The sequence below is a fragment of the Noviherbaspirillum sp. genome (assembly GCF_035254685.1).
Taxonomy (GTDB): Bacteria; Pseudomonadota; Gammaproteobacteria; order Burkholderiales; family Burkholderiaceae_D; genus Noviherbaspirillum.
The window spans coordinates 22,638-39,889 of the sequence record NZ_DATFAI010000022.1 but is presented as its reverse complement, the minus strand read 5'-3'; the positions used below and the strand labels follow the sequence as shown (position 1 = coordinate 39,889).

The following is a 17,252-nucleotide window of genomic DNA, read 5'->3' as shown; positions in this document are numbered from 1 at the left end:
GATCGAACATGCGCCGTCCTGTTTGATCCACCGAATTTTTACGATTGAAACCATCATGTCAGAGCAAAAAAACAAGTATCCGGTCAACCTCACCGAAACAGCTTTCCCGATGCGCGGCGACCTCGCCAAGCGCGAGCCGAAGTGGGTAAAGGAATGGCAGGACAAGAAGATCTATGAACGCATCCGCAAGGCCTCGGCCGGCCGGCCGAAGTTCATCCTGCATGACGGTCCGCCGTATGCAAACGGCGACATCCACATCGGTCACGCGGTCAACAAGGTCCTGAAGGACATGATCGTCAAGGCACGCAACATGGCGGGTTTCGACGCGCAATACGTGCCGGGCTGGGACTGCCATGGCATGCCGATCGAAATCCAGATCGAAAAACAGTACGGCAAGCACCTGCCGACCGCCGAAGTGCTCGCCAAGTCTCGCGCCTATGCATCCGAGCAGATCGAGCGCCAGAAGAAGGACTTCATCCGCCTCGGCGTGCTCGGCCAGTGGGATCGTCCGTACAAGACGATGGATTTCAGGAATGAAGCCGACGAGATTCGCGTGCTCGGCAAGATCCTCGAGAAAGGCTATGTCTATCGCGGCCTGAAGCCGGTGAACTGGTGCTTCGACTGCGGCTCTGCGCTGGCGGAAGCAGAGGTCGAATACCAGGACAAGCGCGACCCGGCGATCGACGTCGGCTTCCCCTTTGCAGAACCCGACAAAATCGCGCATGCCTTCGGTCTGGACAAGCTGCCGACCGACAAGGGTTATGCGGTGATCTGGACCACCACACCGTGGACCATTCCCGCCAACCAGGCGCTGAACGTGCATCCGGACCATCGCTACGCGCTGGTGCAGACCGAGCGCAAGGGCGAATCCATCCTGCTGCTGCTCGCGGTGGAACTCGTGACTGCCTGCCTGGAACGCTACGGGCTGGAGGGCAAGATCATCGCGACCGCGCCTGGCGAAGCGCTCTCGATGCTGAAGTTCAGGCATCCCTTTGCCAATGCGGACAGGGGCTATGATCGCTTCTCGCCGATCTATGTCAGCGACTATGTCACGCTCGACACCGGCACCGGCATCGTGCACTCCGCACCGGCCTACGGCCTGGACGACTTCCAGTCCTGCAAGGCGCACGGCATGACCGACGAGGAAATCCTCAAGCCGGTGATGGGCGACGGCAAGTATGCTTCCTGGCTGCCCTTCTTCGGCGGCCTGACCATCTGGGAAGCATCCAAGCCGATCTGCGAAAAACTGGATGAAGTGGGCTCGCTGTTCAAGCTTGTGATGTTCGAACACAGCTACATGCACTGCTGGCGCCATAAGACCCCGATCATCTATCGCGCCACCTCGCAATGGTTTGCCGGCATGGACGTGACGCCGAAGGACAATGGCCCGACACTGCGCGAAACCGCGCTCGCCGGCATCGAAGCCACCGCGTTCTACCCGGGCTGGGGCAAGGCGCGCCTGCACGGCATGATCGCCAATCGCCCCGACTGGACGCTGTCGCGTCAGCGCCAGTGGGGTGTGCCGATGGCCTTCTTCGTACACAAGGAAACCGGCGAACTGCATCCGCGCACGCCTGAGCTGCTCGAAGCGGTGGCGAAGCTGGTGGAGAAGGACGGCATTGAAGCCTGGCAGGCGCTCGACCCCAAGGATCTGCTGGGTGCAGATGCAGAGACGTATGTAAAGAACAAGGACACGCTCGACGTCTGGTTCGACTCCGGCTCCACGCACCAAACGGTCTTGCGCGGCTCGCATGCGGCGGAATCGCACTTCCCCGCGGACCTCTACCTGGAAGGCTCGGACCAGCATCGCGGCTGGTTCCATTCCTCGCTGCTGACCTCGTCCATGCTCAACGGATGCCCGCCCTACAAGGCACTGCTCACGCATGGCTTCGTGGTGGACGGCGAAGGCAAGAAGATGTCCAAGTCGAAGGGCAACGTCGTGGCACCGCAAAAGGTGTCTGACACGCTGGGCGCAGAAATCCTGCGACTGTGGGTGGCATCGACCGACTACTCCGGCGAACTGTCGATCTCCGACGAGATCCTCAAGCGCGTGGTGGAAGCCTATCGCCGCATCCGCAACACGCTGCGCTTCCTGCTGGCAAACACTTCGGACTTCGATCCGAAGACGGATGCCGTTCCGCTCGACGAACTGGTCGAGATCGACCGTTACGCGATCGCCCGCATGGCGCAGCTGCAGGCCGAGATCCTGCAGCATTTCGAGGTCTATGAATTCCACCCGGTCGTCGCCAAGCTGCAGATGTACTGCTCGGAAGACCTCGGCGGCTTCTATCTCGACATCCTGAAGGATCGCCTCTATACCTGCGGCACAACGTCGAAGGCTCGCCGCTCCGCGCAGACCGCGATCTGGCACATCACCCAGGCGTTGCTGCGCGTCATGGCGCCTATGCTCTCTTTCACCGCGGAAGAGGCATGGGCTGTCTTCGCGGGCAAACAAGTCTACGAGGAAAGCGGCGAGACGATCTTCACGCAGGTCTACTACGCGCTGCCCGAGGTCGCCGGCGCGGAAAGCTTGCTGGGCAAGTTCGGTGTGCTGCGCGAACTGCGCGCGAATGTGACCAAGCAACTGGAAGAAGTGCGCGTTGCCGGCGGTATCGGTTCGTCGCTGCAGGCGGAAGTGGAAATCAAGGCGAGCGGTGACAAGTATGCTCTGCTCAACAGCCTGGACGACGACCTGAAGTTCGTCTTCATCACTTCGCAGGCAAAGGTGACCAAGGTCGCCAGCGAAGCCGAGGAAGCGGTGATCGTTACGCCGTCGACGAACCAGAAGTGCGAGCGCTGCTGGCACTACCGCGCCGACGTCGGATCGCATCCGGAGCATCCCGGTCTTTGCGGACGCTGCGTCAGCAACCTGTTCGGCAGCGGCGAAACGCGAACGTTCGCTTGAGCCACTGTGCATTCCTGCGCCGCGCAAGCGCAGGAATGCCATTCAACTGAGTCACTATGGCAAAACAAAAGAGTTTCAAGAGTCTTTCCGCACGCCCGAGCAGCAGCCTCACGCCATGGCTCGGCATTGCGGCGATCATCATCCTGATCGACCAGATCACCAAGGTCGTGATGAACAAGCTGTTCGTCTTCGGCGAATCGCGGCCCGTGACCTCCTTCTTCAATCTCGTCCTGGCGCATAACACGGGCGCGGCGTTCAGCTTCCTCGCCAACCAGTCGGGATGGCAGCGCTATGTATTCGCCGGCATCGCGGCCGCGGCAGTGGTATTCATCATGTACCTGCTCAAGCGCCACGCGGGCCAGCGCATGTTCTGCTGGGCGCTTGCGATGATCCTCGGCGGCGCCGTCGGCAATCTGATTGACCGTATCGTTTACGGGCATGTGATCGACTTCCTCGATTTCTATGTCGGCACCTGGCATTGGCCGGCATTCAATGTGGCGGACATGGCCATCGTCGGCGGCGCGGGTCTGTTCGTCCTCGACGAATTACGGCGCGTGGGGAAATAAGCCGCCCTTCTTTGCTACACTACAGGGCTTTAGCAATCCCGCAGCCGGCAAGGCCGGGCGCCGTGCCCCGGGGCCATGGCATCGCCCATAGTGACTGGCATACGCCGGCACTCCAGGCCGGTTCTGCAATGACATTACGGGAGGCTTCATGGATCTCGCTGGCAAAAGAATCGTCCTCGGCATGACCGGCGGCATTGCCTGCTACAAGGTGGCAGAGTTCACCCGCCTGCTGACCAAGGCAGGCGCGTCCGTGCAGGTGGTCATGACCCAGGCAGCGACGAAGTTCATCACGCCCGTCACCATGCAGGCGTTATCGGGGCATCCGGTGTACGCCGACCAGTGGGATGCGCGCGTCGACAACAACATGCCGCACATCGACCTCAGCCGCGATGCGGATGCCATCGTGATCGCTCCCTGTTCCGCGGATTTCATGTTCAAGCTCGCGCACGGCGCCTGCGACGATCTGCTTTCGACCTTGTGCGTGGCGCGGCCGATGACCATGCCGCTGATGATTGCGCCGGCGATGAACGTGGAGATGTGGCAAAACGCGGCCACCCAGCGCAACGCGGCGCAGCTCAGGGCGGACGGCGTCAACATCCTCGGCCCCGATGCCGGTGAACAGGCCTGCGGCGAAATCGGGATGGGGCGGATGCTGGAACCCGAACAATTGCTCGAAGAGGTGATCGCCTCGTTCCAGCGCAAGATCCTCGCCGGGAAGCACGTGCTGCTGACCGCAGGACCGACCTTCGAACCGATCGACCCGGTGCGCGGCATCACCAATCTGTCTTCCGGCAAGATGGGTTATGCGATCGCTCGCGCGGCACGCGAGGCTGGCGCGGAAGTGACCCTGATTTCGGGCCCGACAGCATTGACGACGCCATATGGCGTGCATCGTATCAACGTGCAGACAGCACAGCAGATGCATGACGTTGTGCTGTCCCACGTCGACGGGCAGGACGTGTTCATCGCGGTAGCAGCGGTCGCGGACTGGCGCGTGAAGAATGCGAGCGAGCAGAAGCTGAAGAAAACCAGCGAGGACGATGTTCCGCACTTCGAATTCGAGCAGAACCCGGACATTCTCGCGGCTGTCGCCGCCCTGCCCGTAAAGCCGTATTGCGTCGGGTTCGCTGCCGAGTCGGAAAACCTGCTGCGCTACGGCGAAGAGAAGCGGAAGAAGAAGGGCGTTCCGCTGCTGGTCGGGAATATCGGCCATCAAACCTTCGGCAAGGATGAAAACGAACTGGTGCTGTTCGACGACAAAGGGAACAAGCGCCTGCCACGTGCCGACAAGCAGGATCTCGCGCGCCAGCTCATTGCGGAAATCGCCGTACGCATCTGATTCGTGTCACGCTGTATCTTTTTGTAACCCCGTCCAGTATTGCGGGCGACTCACTTTATCCTAATTGTCCATGAAAACCATCGCAGTCAAGATTCTCGATCCCCGCATGCAAGAGCAATTACCAGCTTACGCCACGCAAGGCAGCGCCGGCCTGGACCTCCGCGCCTGCATCGATGCGCCGCTGACCATCCAGCCTGGTGAGACACACCTGGTTCCGACCGGTCTTGCCATTCACATCGGCGACCCGAAATACGCCGCCATGATCCTGCCGCGCAGCGGCATGGGCCACAAGCACGGCATCGTGCTCGGCAACCTGGTCGGGCTGATCGACTCGGATTACCAGGGGCAGCTGATGATATCGACGTGGAATCGCGGCCAGGCGGCATTCACGCTCAATCCGATGGAGCGTCTTGCGCAACTTGTCATCGTCCCCGTGCTACAGGTCGGCTTCCAGGTCGTCGATGAATTCGACAACAGCGAGCGCGGCGCCGGCGGATTCGGCAGCACCGGAAAGCACTGACCGAATGGAGAACGGCATCATGCGATTTGCCCTGCAAGGCCTGACAGGCGCCACAACAAGAAAGCGACTGTTGTTGCTCCCGGCCGCGGTGTTGCTGGCCGCTTGCGCCACCACGGTATCGCCGCCCGGCGGAACAGAGCCGGCGGCAGAGCCTTCGGCGCCGGCCCCGCAAAAACCAGTGGTGTCCGTCAGCCCGGCCGAGATGCAGGGACTGCAATCGCTGGTCTCGCTGCAGGATCGACTGTATCGAGTGGCGGCACCGCTGCTGGTCAACAATCCCGAGCTGTGCAAGAGCAATGCACGCAATCTCCTCGGCTTCACTGCTAAGACGAAATACTCCTACTCCGCCGATTACGTGAACGCCGCGCAAAAGGTGCTGGGCCTGGATGACCGCCTGCAGGTGATGGGCGTACTTCCGGGCAGCGGCGCGGCCCGTGCCGGCGTACAGCGCGGCGATGTCCTGCTTGCCGTGGAAGACAAGCCGATGCCGCAAGGGGAAAATGCCGAGCGCGATGCGGCAGCAATACTGGCACCGCTGGTAATGGACCGCTCGAGCGTGAAGCTGTCCATCCTGCGCAATGGCTCGACCATGACGCTGAATGTTCCGCTGACCTATGCATGCGCATACGGCGTGGAGCTGGGCAATGCGGACACCGTGGCGGCGTATTCCGACGGCTATCGCGTCCTGATCACGCGCGGCATGATGAGCACCGTGCGCTCCGATGATGAGCTGGCTTACGTGATCGCCAAGGAAATGGCACACAATGCGCTCGCGCATGCCGTGCGCCAGAAGATGAGCGCGACCGTCGGCGGCATCATCGACAACCTGCAACGCGCCCATCCGGACATGCGCACCATGGTCGGCCTCGCTGGCGTCAAGCCGATGCCGGCATCTCTTGATGGAATGGCGGACAAGCTATCGCTTTACATGCTCGCACGCGCCGGCTACGAGCTTTCCCAGGTCGTCCCGTTCTGGAAACGCATGGCAAGCCAGTTCCCGCCGAGCGTAATGAACGCCTACACGGCAATGCATCCGGCCACGAACTATCGCATTGCCACCATGGAAAAGGCGCTCAAGGAAATCCACGCGAAGCTGGCAAGCAAGCGTCCACTGATGCCGTAGCCCTCGTTTCAAGTCCTGCACCGCCCGCGCTCCCGCGGGCGTTTTCATTTCCAGCCCTTCCAGCGTCCCTCCGCAGGCGGAATCCACTCGCTCGCCTTGGGCCATTCGCTATGCCTCGCCGCCCCTTGGACGGCTCGCGCAACATCCCGACCTGATATCGGACCTGCCATTGCCAGTGCGGCTAACTTGCGTCTTAATCAACAAAAAATGGAAACATTGATGAGCCCTCTTCCCAATTTTAATGAGAACGATTATCATTTACGAAGTTGCCTGAATAAAATTCCCATCTGACATTCAAGACCCAAGGAGTCACCGATGCTTGCAGCCTTGTCCAATACCTCCATCAAATGCGCGGTTCTTGCGCTCGGCCTCACGGCGGCCTGCAGTGCCAGCGCCGTCGAGTACCCCATCGGCTCCCCGCAGCAGCGGTTCGGCATGGAAATCGCCGCGGTGTACCTGCAACCGGTCGTCATGGAGCCGGATGGCATGATGCGCAAGGCCGAGGAGTCCGATATCCATATCGAGGCTGACATCAAGGCACTGGGCGGCAACCCCAACGGCTTCGAAGAAGGCGCCTGGATTCCGTATCTCATCGTGAAATACGAAATCAGCAAGAGCGGCAGCAGCCAGAAGCTCAGCGGTGAATTCATGCCCATGGTGGCCAATGACGGCCCGCATTACGGCGACAACATCAAGCTGTTCGGTCCGGGCAAGTACCACGTCAGGTACACGATCCTCCCGCCTTCCGGAAACCAGCACGCGCATTTCGGTCGCCATACCGACCGCCTCACCGGTGTGCGCCCATGGTTCAAGTCCTTCGATGTCGAATATGACTTCACCTATGTCGGAACCGGCAAGAAAGGCGGGTATTGACCCATGGTTCCGTCTCTGAAAGTCAAGCCACTGGCTGTCGCCGTCGGGCTGATCTGCGCTGCACAGAGCGCCCTCGCCGGGACTTCCCAGGCCGATCTGATGAAAATGATTGAAAAGCTGAACCAGCGCATGGAACGGCTGGAGAAGCGCAATGCCGATCTGGAACAGGAACTGCGCATGCGCCGTGCGCAACAGCAGGCGGCGTCCGGCGCCGACGTGGAGAAGCGCCTGCAGGCCCTGGAGCAGCACAAGGAAGGCATTGCCAACGGCCTGGCAAGCGACACCATCAGCGAGAACGAACCTGAACTCACCAGCCGGCTGAAAGCCGTCGAGACACAGGCCCAGGGCATGCAGCCTGTCGTGAAGAAGCTTGGCGCCCTCGACGGCATCAGCGCAGGTTTCAGCCTGACCACGGTGGCGCAGCGGCCCACTGATGCACCAGGCGCCGTCAGCCAGCTCAATTACCGTGCGGACGCCACCCTCAGCCTGCCACTGGAGCCGATCGGCGATATCGAGCACAAGGTATTCGCGCATGTGCGCATCGGGCAAGGCGCGGGCCTGAACGACATCCCTGTCTTTGGCAGGCCGAATTCCACCGCTTTCAGAGTGGGCGCCCTGCCTTTCGACGATTCGGTCGCGCTCCTCGCGGAGGCCTGGTACCAGGCGGACATTCCGCTGCCGTTCGGCGGATTCAAGCCGCGTTCGAAGGAAAAGCTGGAGGTCACCTTCGGCAAGATGGACCCCTTCGTTTTCTTTGACCAGAACGCCGTGGCCGGGGACGAATCGCGCCAGTTCCTCAACGCTGTCTTCGTGCACAACCCGTTGCTGGATGCCGGCGGTGATATCGGCGTAGATGCCAACGGCTTCACGCCCGGCCTGCGGATCGCCTATGTCAACGATAGCGGCAAACCGGAATCCTGGCGGGCATCCATTGGCGTGCTCGGCGCAGGCGCGAAGGGTTCGAATTACGAGCGCAGCCTGTCGGCGCCGACGATCATGCTGCAGGCAGAAACTGAACAGCGCCTGTTCGGCGGACTGGCAGGGAATTACCGCATCTATGCATGGAACAACCCGCAGGCCGGCCATTTCGATACCAGCATCACCAACACCGAGCGGCATATTGGCTGGGGCATTTCCGCCGACCAGCGTGTCGGCGACGGCGTGACACTGTTCGGCCGTTACGGCTATCACGTGCGTGGGCAGGCGCGGTTCGACCGGGCATTGACCTTGGGCGGCGAACTGAACGGCGCTTACTGGGATCGCGGTGCAGACGCGCTCGGACTGGCTGCAGGATGGCTGAGGACCAGCGAGGCATATCGCAGCTTTGCGTCCGTCGGCACCTCGGAGCGCGTCGCCGAGGCCTACTACCGCTATCGCATCAGCAAGCAGTTCGATCTGTCACCGAACTTCCAGTACATCAGTCACCCCGGTGGTGACAGCACCGTCGAAGCGATCAAGGTCTTCGGACTGCGCGCCCAACTGACCTATTGAGGAAATCCATGCGTGCACTTGCTTCCCGACTGTCCACTGGCTTGCTCGTCCTGGCGGCACTCCTTGCGGCAGTGTCATCCTTTGCCGTCGACCTACCGACCTTCAATCTCCTGATCCGCGCCGGACGCTTCATTCCCGAAACGATAGAGGTACCGGCGAACACCAAGTTCCGCCTGCTGATCAAGAATGAAGGCCCTGGCGCGGAAGAGTTCGAAAGCGCCGATCTGCACAAGGAAAAGGTGCTGGCAGCGGGAGCGTCCAGCTTCCTCATTTTCCAGCCTCTCAAGCCCGGCACCTACACCTTCTTCGGCGAATTCAATCCGAAGACCGCCCAGGGCCGGATGATCGCGAAGTGAGTGCGGAGCCATCATGCATGACCTGTCCGTTTCAACCATCCACGCTCCTACTCAACCGCCGCTGCCCCGCTCCACCGGCTTCGTGGCGCGGCTTGGCAGCGCGATGCAGCGGCACCGGCGCGTCATACTTGCGATCCAGTGGGTGGTCGTCCTCTTCTATCTGCTCCTGCTGATCATCCCGGCTCTCCTGCCGCTGCCGTCGGAAGATACGCACATTTACAGCAACCTGCGACTGTTCGCGCAATTCCTGTTCTGGGGCATCTGGTGGCCATTCGTGATGCTGAGCACCATGCTGCTGGGACGCGTCTGGTGCGGCGTGTTCTGCCCGGAAGGCGCGCTCACGGAGATGGCCAGCCGGCACGGCTTGGGGCGCCCGATTCCACGCTGGATGCGTTGGGGCGGCTGGCCATTCGTCGCCTTCGTCTGCACGACTGTGTATGGCCAACTGGTAAGCGTGTACGAATATCCGCAGGCGGCCTTGCTCGTGCTGGGCGGATCGACCGTCGCCGCGATGGCAGTCGGCTTCATCTATGGCAAGGGCAAGCGCGTCTGGTGCCGCTACCTGTGCCCGGCCAACGGCGTGTTCGCCCTGCTCGCAAAGATCGCTCCGCTGCACTTCCGCGTCAATGAAGAAGCATGGAAGCGCAGCACCGAGCGCGCGCCGATGGTGAACTGCGCGCCGCTGATCGACATCCGCCACATGAAGAGCGCTTCGGCTTGCCATGCCTGCGGACGTTGCAGCGATTATCGCGGCGCAGTGCAGCTGGCGGTACGCAACCCGGCAAGCGAAATCATCAATACGCGCAGCAAGGATGTCAGCCGGGGTGAAGCGCTCACGCTCATCTTCGGTGTGATCGGCATTGCGACCGCGGCATTCCAGTGGTCGGCGAGCCGTCTCTTCGTGCACATGAAGACTGTCGTTGCGACCTGGCTGGTGGACCATGATGCCTTCCTGCTGCTGCAGGACAATGCGCCGTGGTGGATGCTCACCCATTATCCTGAGGCGAATGATGTGTTCACCTGGCTCGACGGTCTTTGCATCCTTGCCTATATCCTCGGCGGCGGCATCGCGCTCGGGTCGGCCGTACTGGGATTGCTTTGGCTGGCGGCACGCATCGCCAACCTGCCCGCCCTGCCGCTGCGACGCCTGGCGCTGGGACTAGTGCCGATGGCCGGCACAGGCATCTTCCTCGGGCTTTCCATGCTGACGCTGGGCCACTTGAAGGCGGAGCGGATTCCACTCGAATGGGTGCCTGCGGTCCGCATCCTGCTGCTCGTCGCGGGGAGCAGCTTTTCAGCCGGGCTTGGCTGGCGATTGCTGGCAGTGCCGGGAATGGCACGTCGTCTGCTGGCCTTTACGGCCTATCTCATGCCGGTCGCGCTGATCGTGCTGGTCTGGACGATCGCGTTCTTCTTTTGATCTCCTCAACTGCAAGGCATGTTCCACCATTGTTCGCACAATGATGGAACATTGTTATTACTTGAATGAATGCAGCAGGACCGCTAGTTCCATTTCCCTCCAACGCCGAAACGGCCGCCGCCCAGCAGCGTCACCACAATCGCGGAGATGAAATACATCGCCTGCAGTTCAAGCGCCCAGCCACCCGTTTTCGATACGCTGAAAAACTGCGTCGTATGCGCGAGAAGCACCGCGACCACCATGTTGATCGCGATGATGAATGCCGCCGGGCGCGTCCATGCTCCCACCAGCACGAGCAATGGCGCCAGCACTTCGCCGATGAACACCAGGTAGCCGAGCGCCGGCGGCATGCCGACCTTCGCCACCATGCCCGTAATGGGACCAATGCTTCCCATGATTTTCGATACCCCGTGAAAGAGGATGAGGATGGCCAGCGTCACCCGCAGAAGAAACTTGGCCATGTCGTCCGACATCGCGCCGCTCTGGTATTTGTGCATGGAAACTCCTTTCGTTTTTTTATTGTGCCGATGCCCGCAGATTATTCTCTCGAAACACTTCCTGCAAGTTTCATGTCCGCAATAACACTCTCCCCTGCGTGCACGCAGCGCTGATCGAATTGGCGGAGCCACTGTCTATACTGATAAACCTCACCTCCTTTTCCTGAAAGGATCATCATGAATGCAAACAAGAACGTTGCCGTATTCGTCGGCAGCCTGCGCAAGGAATCGCTCAATCGCAAGCTGGCCAACGCGCTGATCGCGATGGCACCGGACGCGCTCAAGCTCCACATCGTCGAGATCGGAAACCTGCCGCTGTTCAACCAGGAATTCGAGGCCAATCCGCCGCAATCAGTCACCGATTTCAAGAAGCAGGTGCAGGACGCCGATGCAGTGCTGTTCGTCACGCCGGAATACAACCGCTCCGTGCCCGGCGTGCTGAAGAACGCCATCGACGTCGCATCGCGGCCTTATGGGCAGAGCGCATGGAACGGCAAGCCGGGCGCGGTCATCAGCCTGTCACCAGGCGCGATCGGCGGCTTCGGCGCCAACCAGCACCTACGACAATCCATGGTGTTCCTCAACGTGCCGATGCTGCAGCAGCCCGAGGCTTACATTGGCAATGGCGCCAGCTTGTTCGACGACAAGGGCAACCTTGCGAACGATTCGACGCGCGATTTCCTGCAAAAATTCCTGCAAGCCTTCGCGCAATGGATTCAGAACAATTCGCCGCAAAAGTAGCGCCGTGTACCGGTACGATCACCGGCACGATTGCAGTCAGATCGTGCCTTCCAGCGTCGCGTCCAGTGTGATTGGCGCCGTGAAGAGCTTGGATACGGGACATCCTTCCTTGGCCTTGTTCGCTGCCGCGTGAAAGGCTTTCGGATCGGCGCCAGGTATTTTCGCCAGGAGTTTGAGGTGGATGGCGGTGATGGCGAAGCCGTCGCCCAGTTTTTCCAGCGTGACCTCGGCAGAAGTCCGCAAGCTTTCCGCCGTCATGCCCGCTTCCGCAAGCTGCGCCGACAAGGCCATGGTGAAGCAGCCGGCATGCGCCGCGGCGATGAGTTCTTCCGGATTGGTGCCCGGCTCGTTCTCGAAGCGAGTGCTGAAGCCATAGGGCGTATCTTTCAAGAGTCCGCTTTGCGTGGAGAGCTTGCCCTTTCCATCCTTGAGGCCGCCGGTCCAGGCGGCCGATGCCGTGCGCTTCATGTGATTTCTCCAGAAAGAAAATGACGGGGAATGAATCTGCTGTTGCATCCGCTCAGCGGCTGCGTCGCTTCCTGCGCTTCGGTGGCGGTGCCAGCCATGCGCCGCTCCAGAAATCGGCAATCTGCTGCATGTTTTTCTTCATGGCGATGGCTGCCTGGCGCTTGCTTTCCGCGGCAGCGCGGTTGCGCGCCGAGCCGGCGATGGCATTGGCGCCGCTGAGCCACATGCTCATCCACGGGTTCTTGCTAGTCCACGGATTTTTCATCGCCCTTCCTTTCTGCCGGTCCATCGCATGTCATGCGTCGCAATTTGGTTGGACATGAGGCGATGTGAAAGTTCGTTTGCCAATCCCAGCGAGCTGTTGCAGGAAGGCCACCAGAAACTTTGGGGTGATGGATGGCGTCGAACAGGTGTCAACATGCCAATTACCTGGAGGATCTGTTTCATCCATGGTTCTGTTGCACTGAAAACACCTCAAAAGGAGACATGCAATGGGATTTGCGAACAAGAAAAAATTCTGGATCACGGCGGCCGCCATCTTCTTCGGCACAGGCGCATCAGCCCACGATACGCCATCTGACACCAAGCCTGCCGCAAAACATGCAAGCAAACACAGCCTTGACCGTTCCGGCAAGCCGCGCCGCGGCAAGGCCTCTTACTATGCCCGGAATTTCCACGGGAAGAAGATGGCGGACGGCACGCCGCTCAATCCGCAATCCAACGCAGCAGCGAGCAAAACGCTGCCGCTCGGCACCACGGCGAAGGTGACCAATCTGGAAAACGGCAAGAGCGATGTCGTCGAGATCCGCGATCGCGGGCCTTATGTGGACGGCCGCATTGTCGATGTCACGCCGAAGACCGCCGAAAAGCTTGGCATCAAGGAACAAGGCGTGGCGCCCGTGGAAGTCAAGCCGCTCGAAGTGCCGCAACCCGACGGCAGTGTGAAGCTCGGCGCGGCAGCATCGGATACGCCGTCCGGCGAAAGCGCGCAATGACATGCACGCTTCGTCCTCGCTGAAGCATCAGGGGACGCTCAAGACCGACAGTACGTGTTCGTGCATGTCGGGCAGCGCGTAGATCGACAAGGCAGCGCAATTGAGCACGACGGTCATCCAGAAGACCGCCTGGAAGGAACGCTTCGCCGATTTATGGCGCAGCATGCGCTGTGCGACCAAGGCGCCGGGCCAGCCGCCTGCAAGCCCGAGCAGATGCAAGGTCCGCTCACTGATGCGCCATGCATCGCGGCGCGCGGCCGACTTGTCCAGCGCATAAGCAACGCAGGCGACGACACTTGCGACGCAATAACCTGCAAGGATGAGCGAGGGAAGCTTGCCTGCTAGGACGGCGGCAACCAGGGTCGCGAAAAAAAGCAGCGCGAACGTCATTGCCGCCATACGGCTATGGCGCAGATCATTTCAGGAATACTGGCAGCACGATGACGGCCCAGGTCACCGCGGCAAGCGCGAGCGAAAGGAAGACTGCGGCACTGCCGAGATCCTTGGCATTCTTGGACAAGGGATGGCGCTCGAGCGAGATGCGGTCGACCACCGCTTCGACAGCCGAGTTGAGCAGTTCGACGATGAGCACGAGGACGAGAACCGCAATCAGCGCCAGCTTGTGCAGGGCGGGCACGGGCAGCAGCAAGGCGACGACGATGCCGGGAACGACCAGCATCAGCTCCTGCCGGAATGCATGCTCGTTCCGCCAGGCTGTCCGGAAGCCGTGCATCGAATACAAAAGAGCGGCATAAATCCGCTTTACGCCGCTCTTGCTCTTGAACTCGCTGGTCTGGTGATGTCCTGTCATCTTCGCTCTTTATACATCTCGCGGAACGTCTTGCCGGAGGGCGCTGGCATTTCGCGGTAATCGGTCCAGCCGCTGGCGCCCGGCAGTTTCGAAATCGTCTTCTTGCCGCCGGCCATGAAGTGCATCAAGCGTACGCCGATGCGGGTCGCCAGTCGATACAGTGCTGGGCGTTTCGCCAGGAAGGCCCAGGCCATCAGGCCGAGGCGTTCCGACGCCGGCCGCAGGTGTTCATCCACCTGCTTTTCGCGCAGCTTGCGCAGCAGGTCCGGCAGCGGGATTTTAACAGGACAGACCACATGGCATTCGCCGCATAGCGTGGACGCCTGCGGCAGGTCGAGCGCGTTCTCGAGGCCGGCGTAGGACGGCGTGAGCACGCTGCCCATCGGTCCCGGATAGACCCAGCCGTAAGTATGGCCGCCGATCTTCTGGTAGACCGGGCAATGGTTCATGCAGGCGCCGCAACGGATGCAGCGCAGCATATCCTGGAACTCGGAACCGACCAGTCCAGTGCGGCCGCCATCGACCAGCACGAAATACATGTGCTCGGGACCATCAACGTCACCTTCGCGGCGCGGCCCGGTCAGCAGCGACACATAATTCGAGATCGACTGCCCGGTAGCCGAACGCGGCAGCAGGCGCATGACCGTCGCGAAATCCTCCAGCGTCGGCAACACCTTCTCGATACCGGTCACCACCACATGCACCTTGGGCGGCAGGATGGTGCACATGCCCTCGTTGCCTTCATTGGTGACGATCGCCACCGAACCGGTCTCGGCAATCACGAAATTGCCGCCGGTGATGCCCATGTCGGCGGAGAGGAACTGCGGCCGCAGCATCTCGCGCGCCTCGCGCGTCATCTGCGGAATGTCCGTCAGGCGCGGACGCTGGTGCACGCGCGCGAAGAGGTCGGAAATCTCTTCCTTGTCCTTGTGCACGACCGGCGCGATGATGTGCGACGGCGCTTCGTTGTTGTTGATCTGCAGGATGTATTCGCCGAGATCGGTTTCGATGGGTTGCACGCCGGCCGATTCCAGCGCCTTGTTGAGCGCCATCTCCTCCGACACCATCGACTTCGACTTGATGGCTTTCTTCACGCCGTGCTTCTTCGCGATCTCCACCACCAGGCGCGACGCATCCTCCGCGCTCTCCGCGAACAGCACGGTGGCGCCGCGGCGCGTGGCCTCCGCTTCGAAGGTTTCCAGCCATACGTCGAGGTTATTGATCGCGCGCATGCGGCGTTCGATGGCCGCGTCGCGCGTGCCTTCGAAATCATCGAGCTCCGTGATCGCTGAGGCACGACCGCTGACGAACTTGGTGGACAGTTTCTTCAGGTTTTGCTGCAGGCGCTTGTCGGCCAGCTTTTCCCCTGCGCGGGCCTTGAAATGCATGGACTGGATCTGCATCACGCATCTCCTGCGAGTACTTGTGCGACGTGCAGCACCTTCGTCTTTTCATCCCCGGTGCGGCGCAGTCGGCCTTCGATATTCAACATGCAACCGAGGTCGCCCAGCACCACCGCTTCCGCGCCGGATGCGTGGATGTTCTCGCATTTTTCATCGACGATGGCCGAGGAAATGTCGCCGTATTTGACAGCAAAGGAGCCGCCGAAGCCGCAGCACTGGCGATGGTCCTTCATTTCGGTTACCTCGACGCCGACCTTTTCCAGCAGCGCGCGCGGCTGCGTTTCCACGCCGAGTTCACGCAGTCCGCAGCAGGAATCGTGATAGGTTACCTTGCCCTTGATGCTGCACTTGCCTTCGCCGGGCAATTTATCGATCTTGACAATATTGCACAGGAAATCAGTCAACTCATAGACGCGCGGCGCAAGGCGCTCCATGCGCTTCAGCCAGGCCGGATCGTCCTTGAACAGGTCCGCGTAGTGGACCTTGACGTTGCCGCCGCAGGAACCGGACGGAATGACGACATAATCGAAGCTCTCGAACTCCTCGACGAATTTCTCTGCCAGCGCGCGTGCCGCCTTGCGATCGCCCGAGCTGTAGCCCGGCTGGCCGCAGCAGGTCTGCGCTTCCGGAACGACCACTTCGCAGCCGGCCGCCTCCAGCAGTTTCAGCACCGAAAAGCCGATCTCCGGCCGCATCATGTCAATCAGGCAGGTATGGAAAAATCCGACGCGCACGACGCTGTCTCCTCAGGTTTCAATGAGTGTCATTATGACGTGGCCATGCAGAAAATGAGCGGTGCATAACGATGAAATAAATTCGGTCTTCGTCCCCAAATTTTTTGCACGACTTTTTCATTTTTTCACATTGTGGTATAACATAGCTTGATGCAATACACCAAGCCTGACATGAAACCTGAACAACCATCCGAGAACAGTCAAATTTCGATCCAGGTGATCGAGCGCATGATTTCTCTTCTGGATGCACTCGCGCAGTATCCGGATCCGGTCAGCCTGAAGGAACTTTCCAGCGTGACAGGGCTGCATCCGTCGACCGCCCATCGTATTCTGAACGATCTGGTCGTCAAGCGCTTCGTTGACCGCGCGGAGGCCGGTTCTTATCGTTTGGGCATGCGCCTGCTGGAACTGGGCAACATCGTCAAGAGCCGCCTGAACGTGCGCGAAGCCGCGCTCGACTTCATGCGAGCCCTCCATCGCAAGACTCACCAGACCATCAACCTGTCCGTGCGCCAGGGCGACGAAATCGTCTACATCGATCGTGCATTTTCGGAGCGCTCCGGCATGCAGGTGGTCCGCGCCATCGGCGGACGCGCGCCGCTGCACCTGACCTCGACCGGCAAGCTGTTCCTGTCGATCGACGATCCGAAAATGGTCCGCTCCTACGCAACGCGTACCGGCCTGGCCGGCCACAACAAGAATTCGATCACCGACCTCGCCAAACTGGAACGGGAACTGAGCCTCGTGCGTGCCCGCGGCTATGCCCGTGACAACGAGGAACTGGAACTCGGCGTGCGCTGTATGGCGGCCGGGATCTATGACGATTCTGGCAAACTGATTGCCGGCCTGTCAATTTCCGCACCGGCAGACCGCCTGCAGGAGGAATGGGTGGAAGACCTGATCAACACGGCGAACCAGATCTCCGCCGTGCTGGGTTACGTGCCGGAAGGCACAGGCGCCGCGGCCTGACTGTCCGTCAAGATTGATCAAGATTGGTCGTTGATTGATCG

The 17,252-nt window shown here is 60.7% G+C and carries 19 protein-coding genes; 12 read left to right on the top strand and 7 right to left on the bottom strand.

The window, feature by feature from the left end:
• The first annotated feature begins 55 nt into the window (after window positions 1–55).
• The 9 genes from ileS (at window position 56) to VJ698_RS08190 (ending at window position 10,593) form a co-directional block, all read left to right on the top strand.
• A complete protein-coding gene (gene ileS / locus VJ698_RS08230; protein WP_324102258.1) occupies window positions 56–2,905 on the top strand; it encodes an isoleucine--tRNA ligase in 2,850 nt (949 codons plus the stop codon).
• A 56-nt stretch (window positions 2,906–2,961) separates the two neighbouring features.
• Window positions 2,962–3,471, top strand: a complete 510-nt coding sequence (gene lspA / locus VJ698_RS08225) for a signal peptidase II (protein ID WP_324102257.1) — start codon at window positions 2,962–2,964, stop codon at window positions 3,469–3,471.
• A gap of 148 nt (window positions 3,472–3,619) precedes the next feature.
• Complete coding sequence (gene coaBC / locus VJ698_RS08220) at window positions 3,620–4,810, top strand: bifunctional phosphopantothenoylcysteine decarboxylase/phosphopantothenate--cysteine ligase CoaBC (protein ID WP_324102256.1); 1,191 nt, start codon at window positions 3,620–3,622, stop codon at window positions 4,808–4,810.
• A 70-nt stretch (window positions 4,811–4,880) separates the two neighbouring features.
• Complete coding sequence (dut, locus tag VJ698_RS08215) at window positions 4,881–5,330, top strand: dUTP diphosphatase (RefSeq protein ID WP_324102255.1); 450 nt, start codon at window positions 4,881–4,883, stop codon at window positions 5,328–5,330.
• 19 nt (window positions 5,331–5,349) lie between these two features.
• Window positions 5,350–6,453, top strand: coding sequence for a M48 family metallopeptidase (locus VJ698_RS08210; protein ID WP_324102254.1), 1,104 nt, complete (start codon window positions 5,350–5,352; stop codon window positions 6,451–6,453).
• Window positions 6,454–6,768: 315 nt separating this feature from the next.
• Window positions 6,769–7,326 carry an iron transporter gene (locus VJ698_RS08205; RefSeq protein WP_324102253.1) on the top strand — a complete coding sequence of 186 codons (558 nt, stop codon included), beginning with the start codon at window positions 6,769–6,771 and terminating at the stop codon, window positions 7,324–7,326.
• A gap of 3 nt (window positions 7,327–7,329) precedes the next feature.
• Window positions 7,330–8,817: a carbohydrate porin gene (locus VJ698_RS08200; RefSeq protein ID WP_324102252.1), complete on the top strand. Its 1,488-nt coding sequence runs from the start codon at window positions 7,330–7,332 to the stop codon at window positions 8,815–8,817.
• A gap of 8 nt (window positions 8,818–8,825) precedes the next feature.
• Complete coding sequence (locus VJ698_RS08195; RefSeq protein WP_324102251.1) at window positions 8,826–9,173, top strand: cupredoxin domain-containing protein; 348 nt, start codon at window positions 8,826–8,828, stop codon at window positions 9,171–9,173.
• 103 nt (window positions 9,174–9,276) lie between these two features.
• Window positions 9,277–10,593, top strand: coding sequence for a 4Fe-4S binding protein (locus VJ698_RS08190; RefSeq protein WP_414691141.1), 1,317 nt, complete (start codon window positions 9,277–9,279; stop codon window positions 10,591–10,593).
• 83 nt (window positions 10,594–10,676) lie between these two features.
• Here VJ698_RS08190 and VJ698_RS08185 read toward each other — a convergent pair whose 3' ends face one another.
• On the bottom strand, window positions 10,677–11,090 hold the full coding sequence (locus tag VJ698_RS08185) for a DoxX family protein (protein ID WP_324102249.1): 414 nt from the start codon (window positions 11,088–11,090) through the stop codon (window positions 10,677–10,679).
• Window positions 11,091–11,267: 177 nt separating this feature from the next.
• On the opposite strand from VJ698_RS08185, the gene VJ698_RS08180 reads away from it, so the two are divergent.
• The gene (locus VJ698_RS08180) at window positions 11,268–11,831 is read left to right on the top strand and encodes an NAD(P)H-dependent oxidoreductase (protein WP_324102248.1); all 564 of its coding nucleotides are present in this window, start codon (window positions 11,268–11,270) and stop codon (window positions 11,829–11,831) included.
• Between the two features lie 36 nt (window positions 11,832–11,867).
• Here the strand turns inward: VJ698_RS08180 and VJ698_RS08175 are convergent, their stop codons facing one another.
• Entirely contained in the window at window positions 11,868–12,299 is a 432-nt protein-coding gene (locus tag VJ698_RS08175; RefSeq protein WP_324102247.1) for an OsmC family protein, read from the bottom strand.
• Window positions 12,300–12,351: 52 nt separating this feature from the next.
• Window positions 12,352–12,564 (bottom strand): hypothetical protein, encoded by a 213-nt coding sequence (locus VJ698_RS08170; protein WP_324102246.1) that lies wholly within the window; start codon window positions 12,562–12,564, stop codon window positions 12,352–12,354.
• 226 nt (window positions 12,565–12,790) lie between these two features.
• Here VJ698_RS08170 and VJ698_RS08165 point away from each other — a divergent pair, with 226 nt between their 5' ends.
• Window positions 12,791–13,294 (top strand): septal ring lytic transglycosylase RlpA family protein, encoded by a 504-nt coding sequence (locus VJ698_RS08165; RefSeq protein ID WP_324102245.1) that lies wholly within the window; start codon window positions 12,791–12,793, stop codon window positions 13,292–13,294.
• 27 nt (window positions 13,295–13,321) lie between these two features.
• On the opposite strand, the gene VJ698_RS08160 is transcribed toward VJ698_RS08165, so the two are convergent.
• From VJ698_RS08160 to VJ698_RS08145, 4 genes are read right to left on the bottom strand one after another with little or no spacing between them, the layout of a single operon-like run.
• On the bottom strand, window positions 13,322–13,684 hold the full coding sequence (locus VJ698_RS08160; RefSeq protein ID WP_324102244.1) for a DUF1294 domain-containing protein: 363 nt from the start codon (window positions 13,682–13,684) through the stop codon (window positions 13,322–13,324).
• A 25-nt stretch (window positions 13,685–13,709) separates the two neighbouring features.
• Window positions 13,710–14,105, bottom strand: a complete 396-nt coding sequence (locus VJ698_RS08155; RefSeq protein WP_324102243.1) for a diacylglycerol kinase — start codon at window positions 14,103–14,105, stop codon at window positions 13,710–13,712.
• A complete protein-coding gene (locus VJ698_RS08150) occupies window positions 14,102–15,508 on the bottom strand; it encodes a LutB/LldF family L-lactate oxidation iron-sulfur protein (protein ID WP_324102242.1) in 1,407 nt (468 codons plus the stop codon). The genes VJ698_RS08155 and VJ698_RS08150 overlap by 4 nt, the downstream gene beginning before the upstream one ends.
• Window positions 15,508–16,242 carry a (Fe-S)-binding protein gene (locus VJ698_RS08145; RefSeq protein ID WP_324102241.1) on the bottom strand — a complete coding sequence of 245 codons (735 nt, stop codon included), beginning with the start codon at window positions 16,240–16,242 and terminating at the stop codon, window positions 15,508–15,510. The genes VJ698_RS08150 and VJ698_RS08145 overlap by 1 nt, the downstream gene beginning before the upstream one ends.
• Window positions 16,243–16,413: 171 nt before the next feature.
• On the opposite strand from VJ698_RS08145, the gene VJ698_RS08140 reads away from it, so the two are divergent.
• On the top strand, window positions 16,414–17,211 hold the full coding sequence (locus VJ698_RS08140) for an IclR family transcriptional regulator (protein ID WP_324102240.1): 798 nt from the start codon (window positions 16,414–16,416) through the stop codon (window positions 17,209–17,211).
• Window positions 17,212–17,252: the final 41 nt, after the last annotated feature.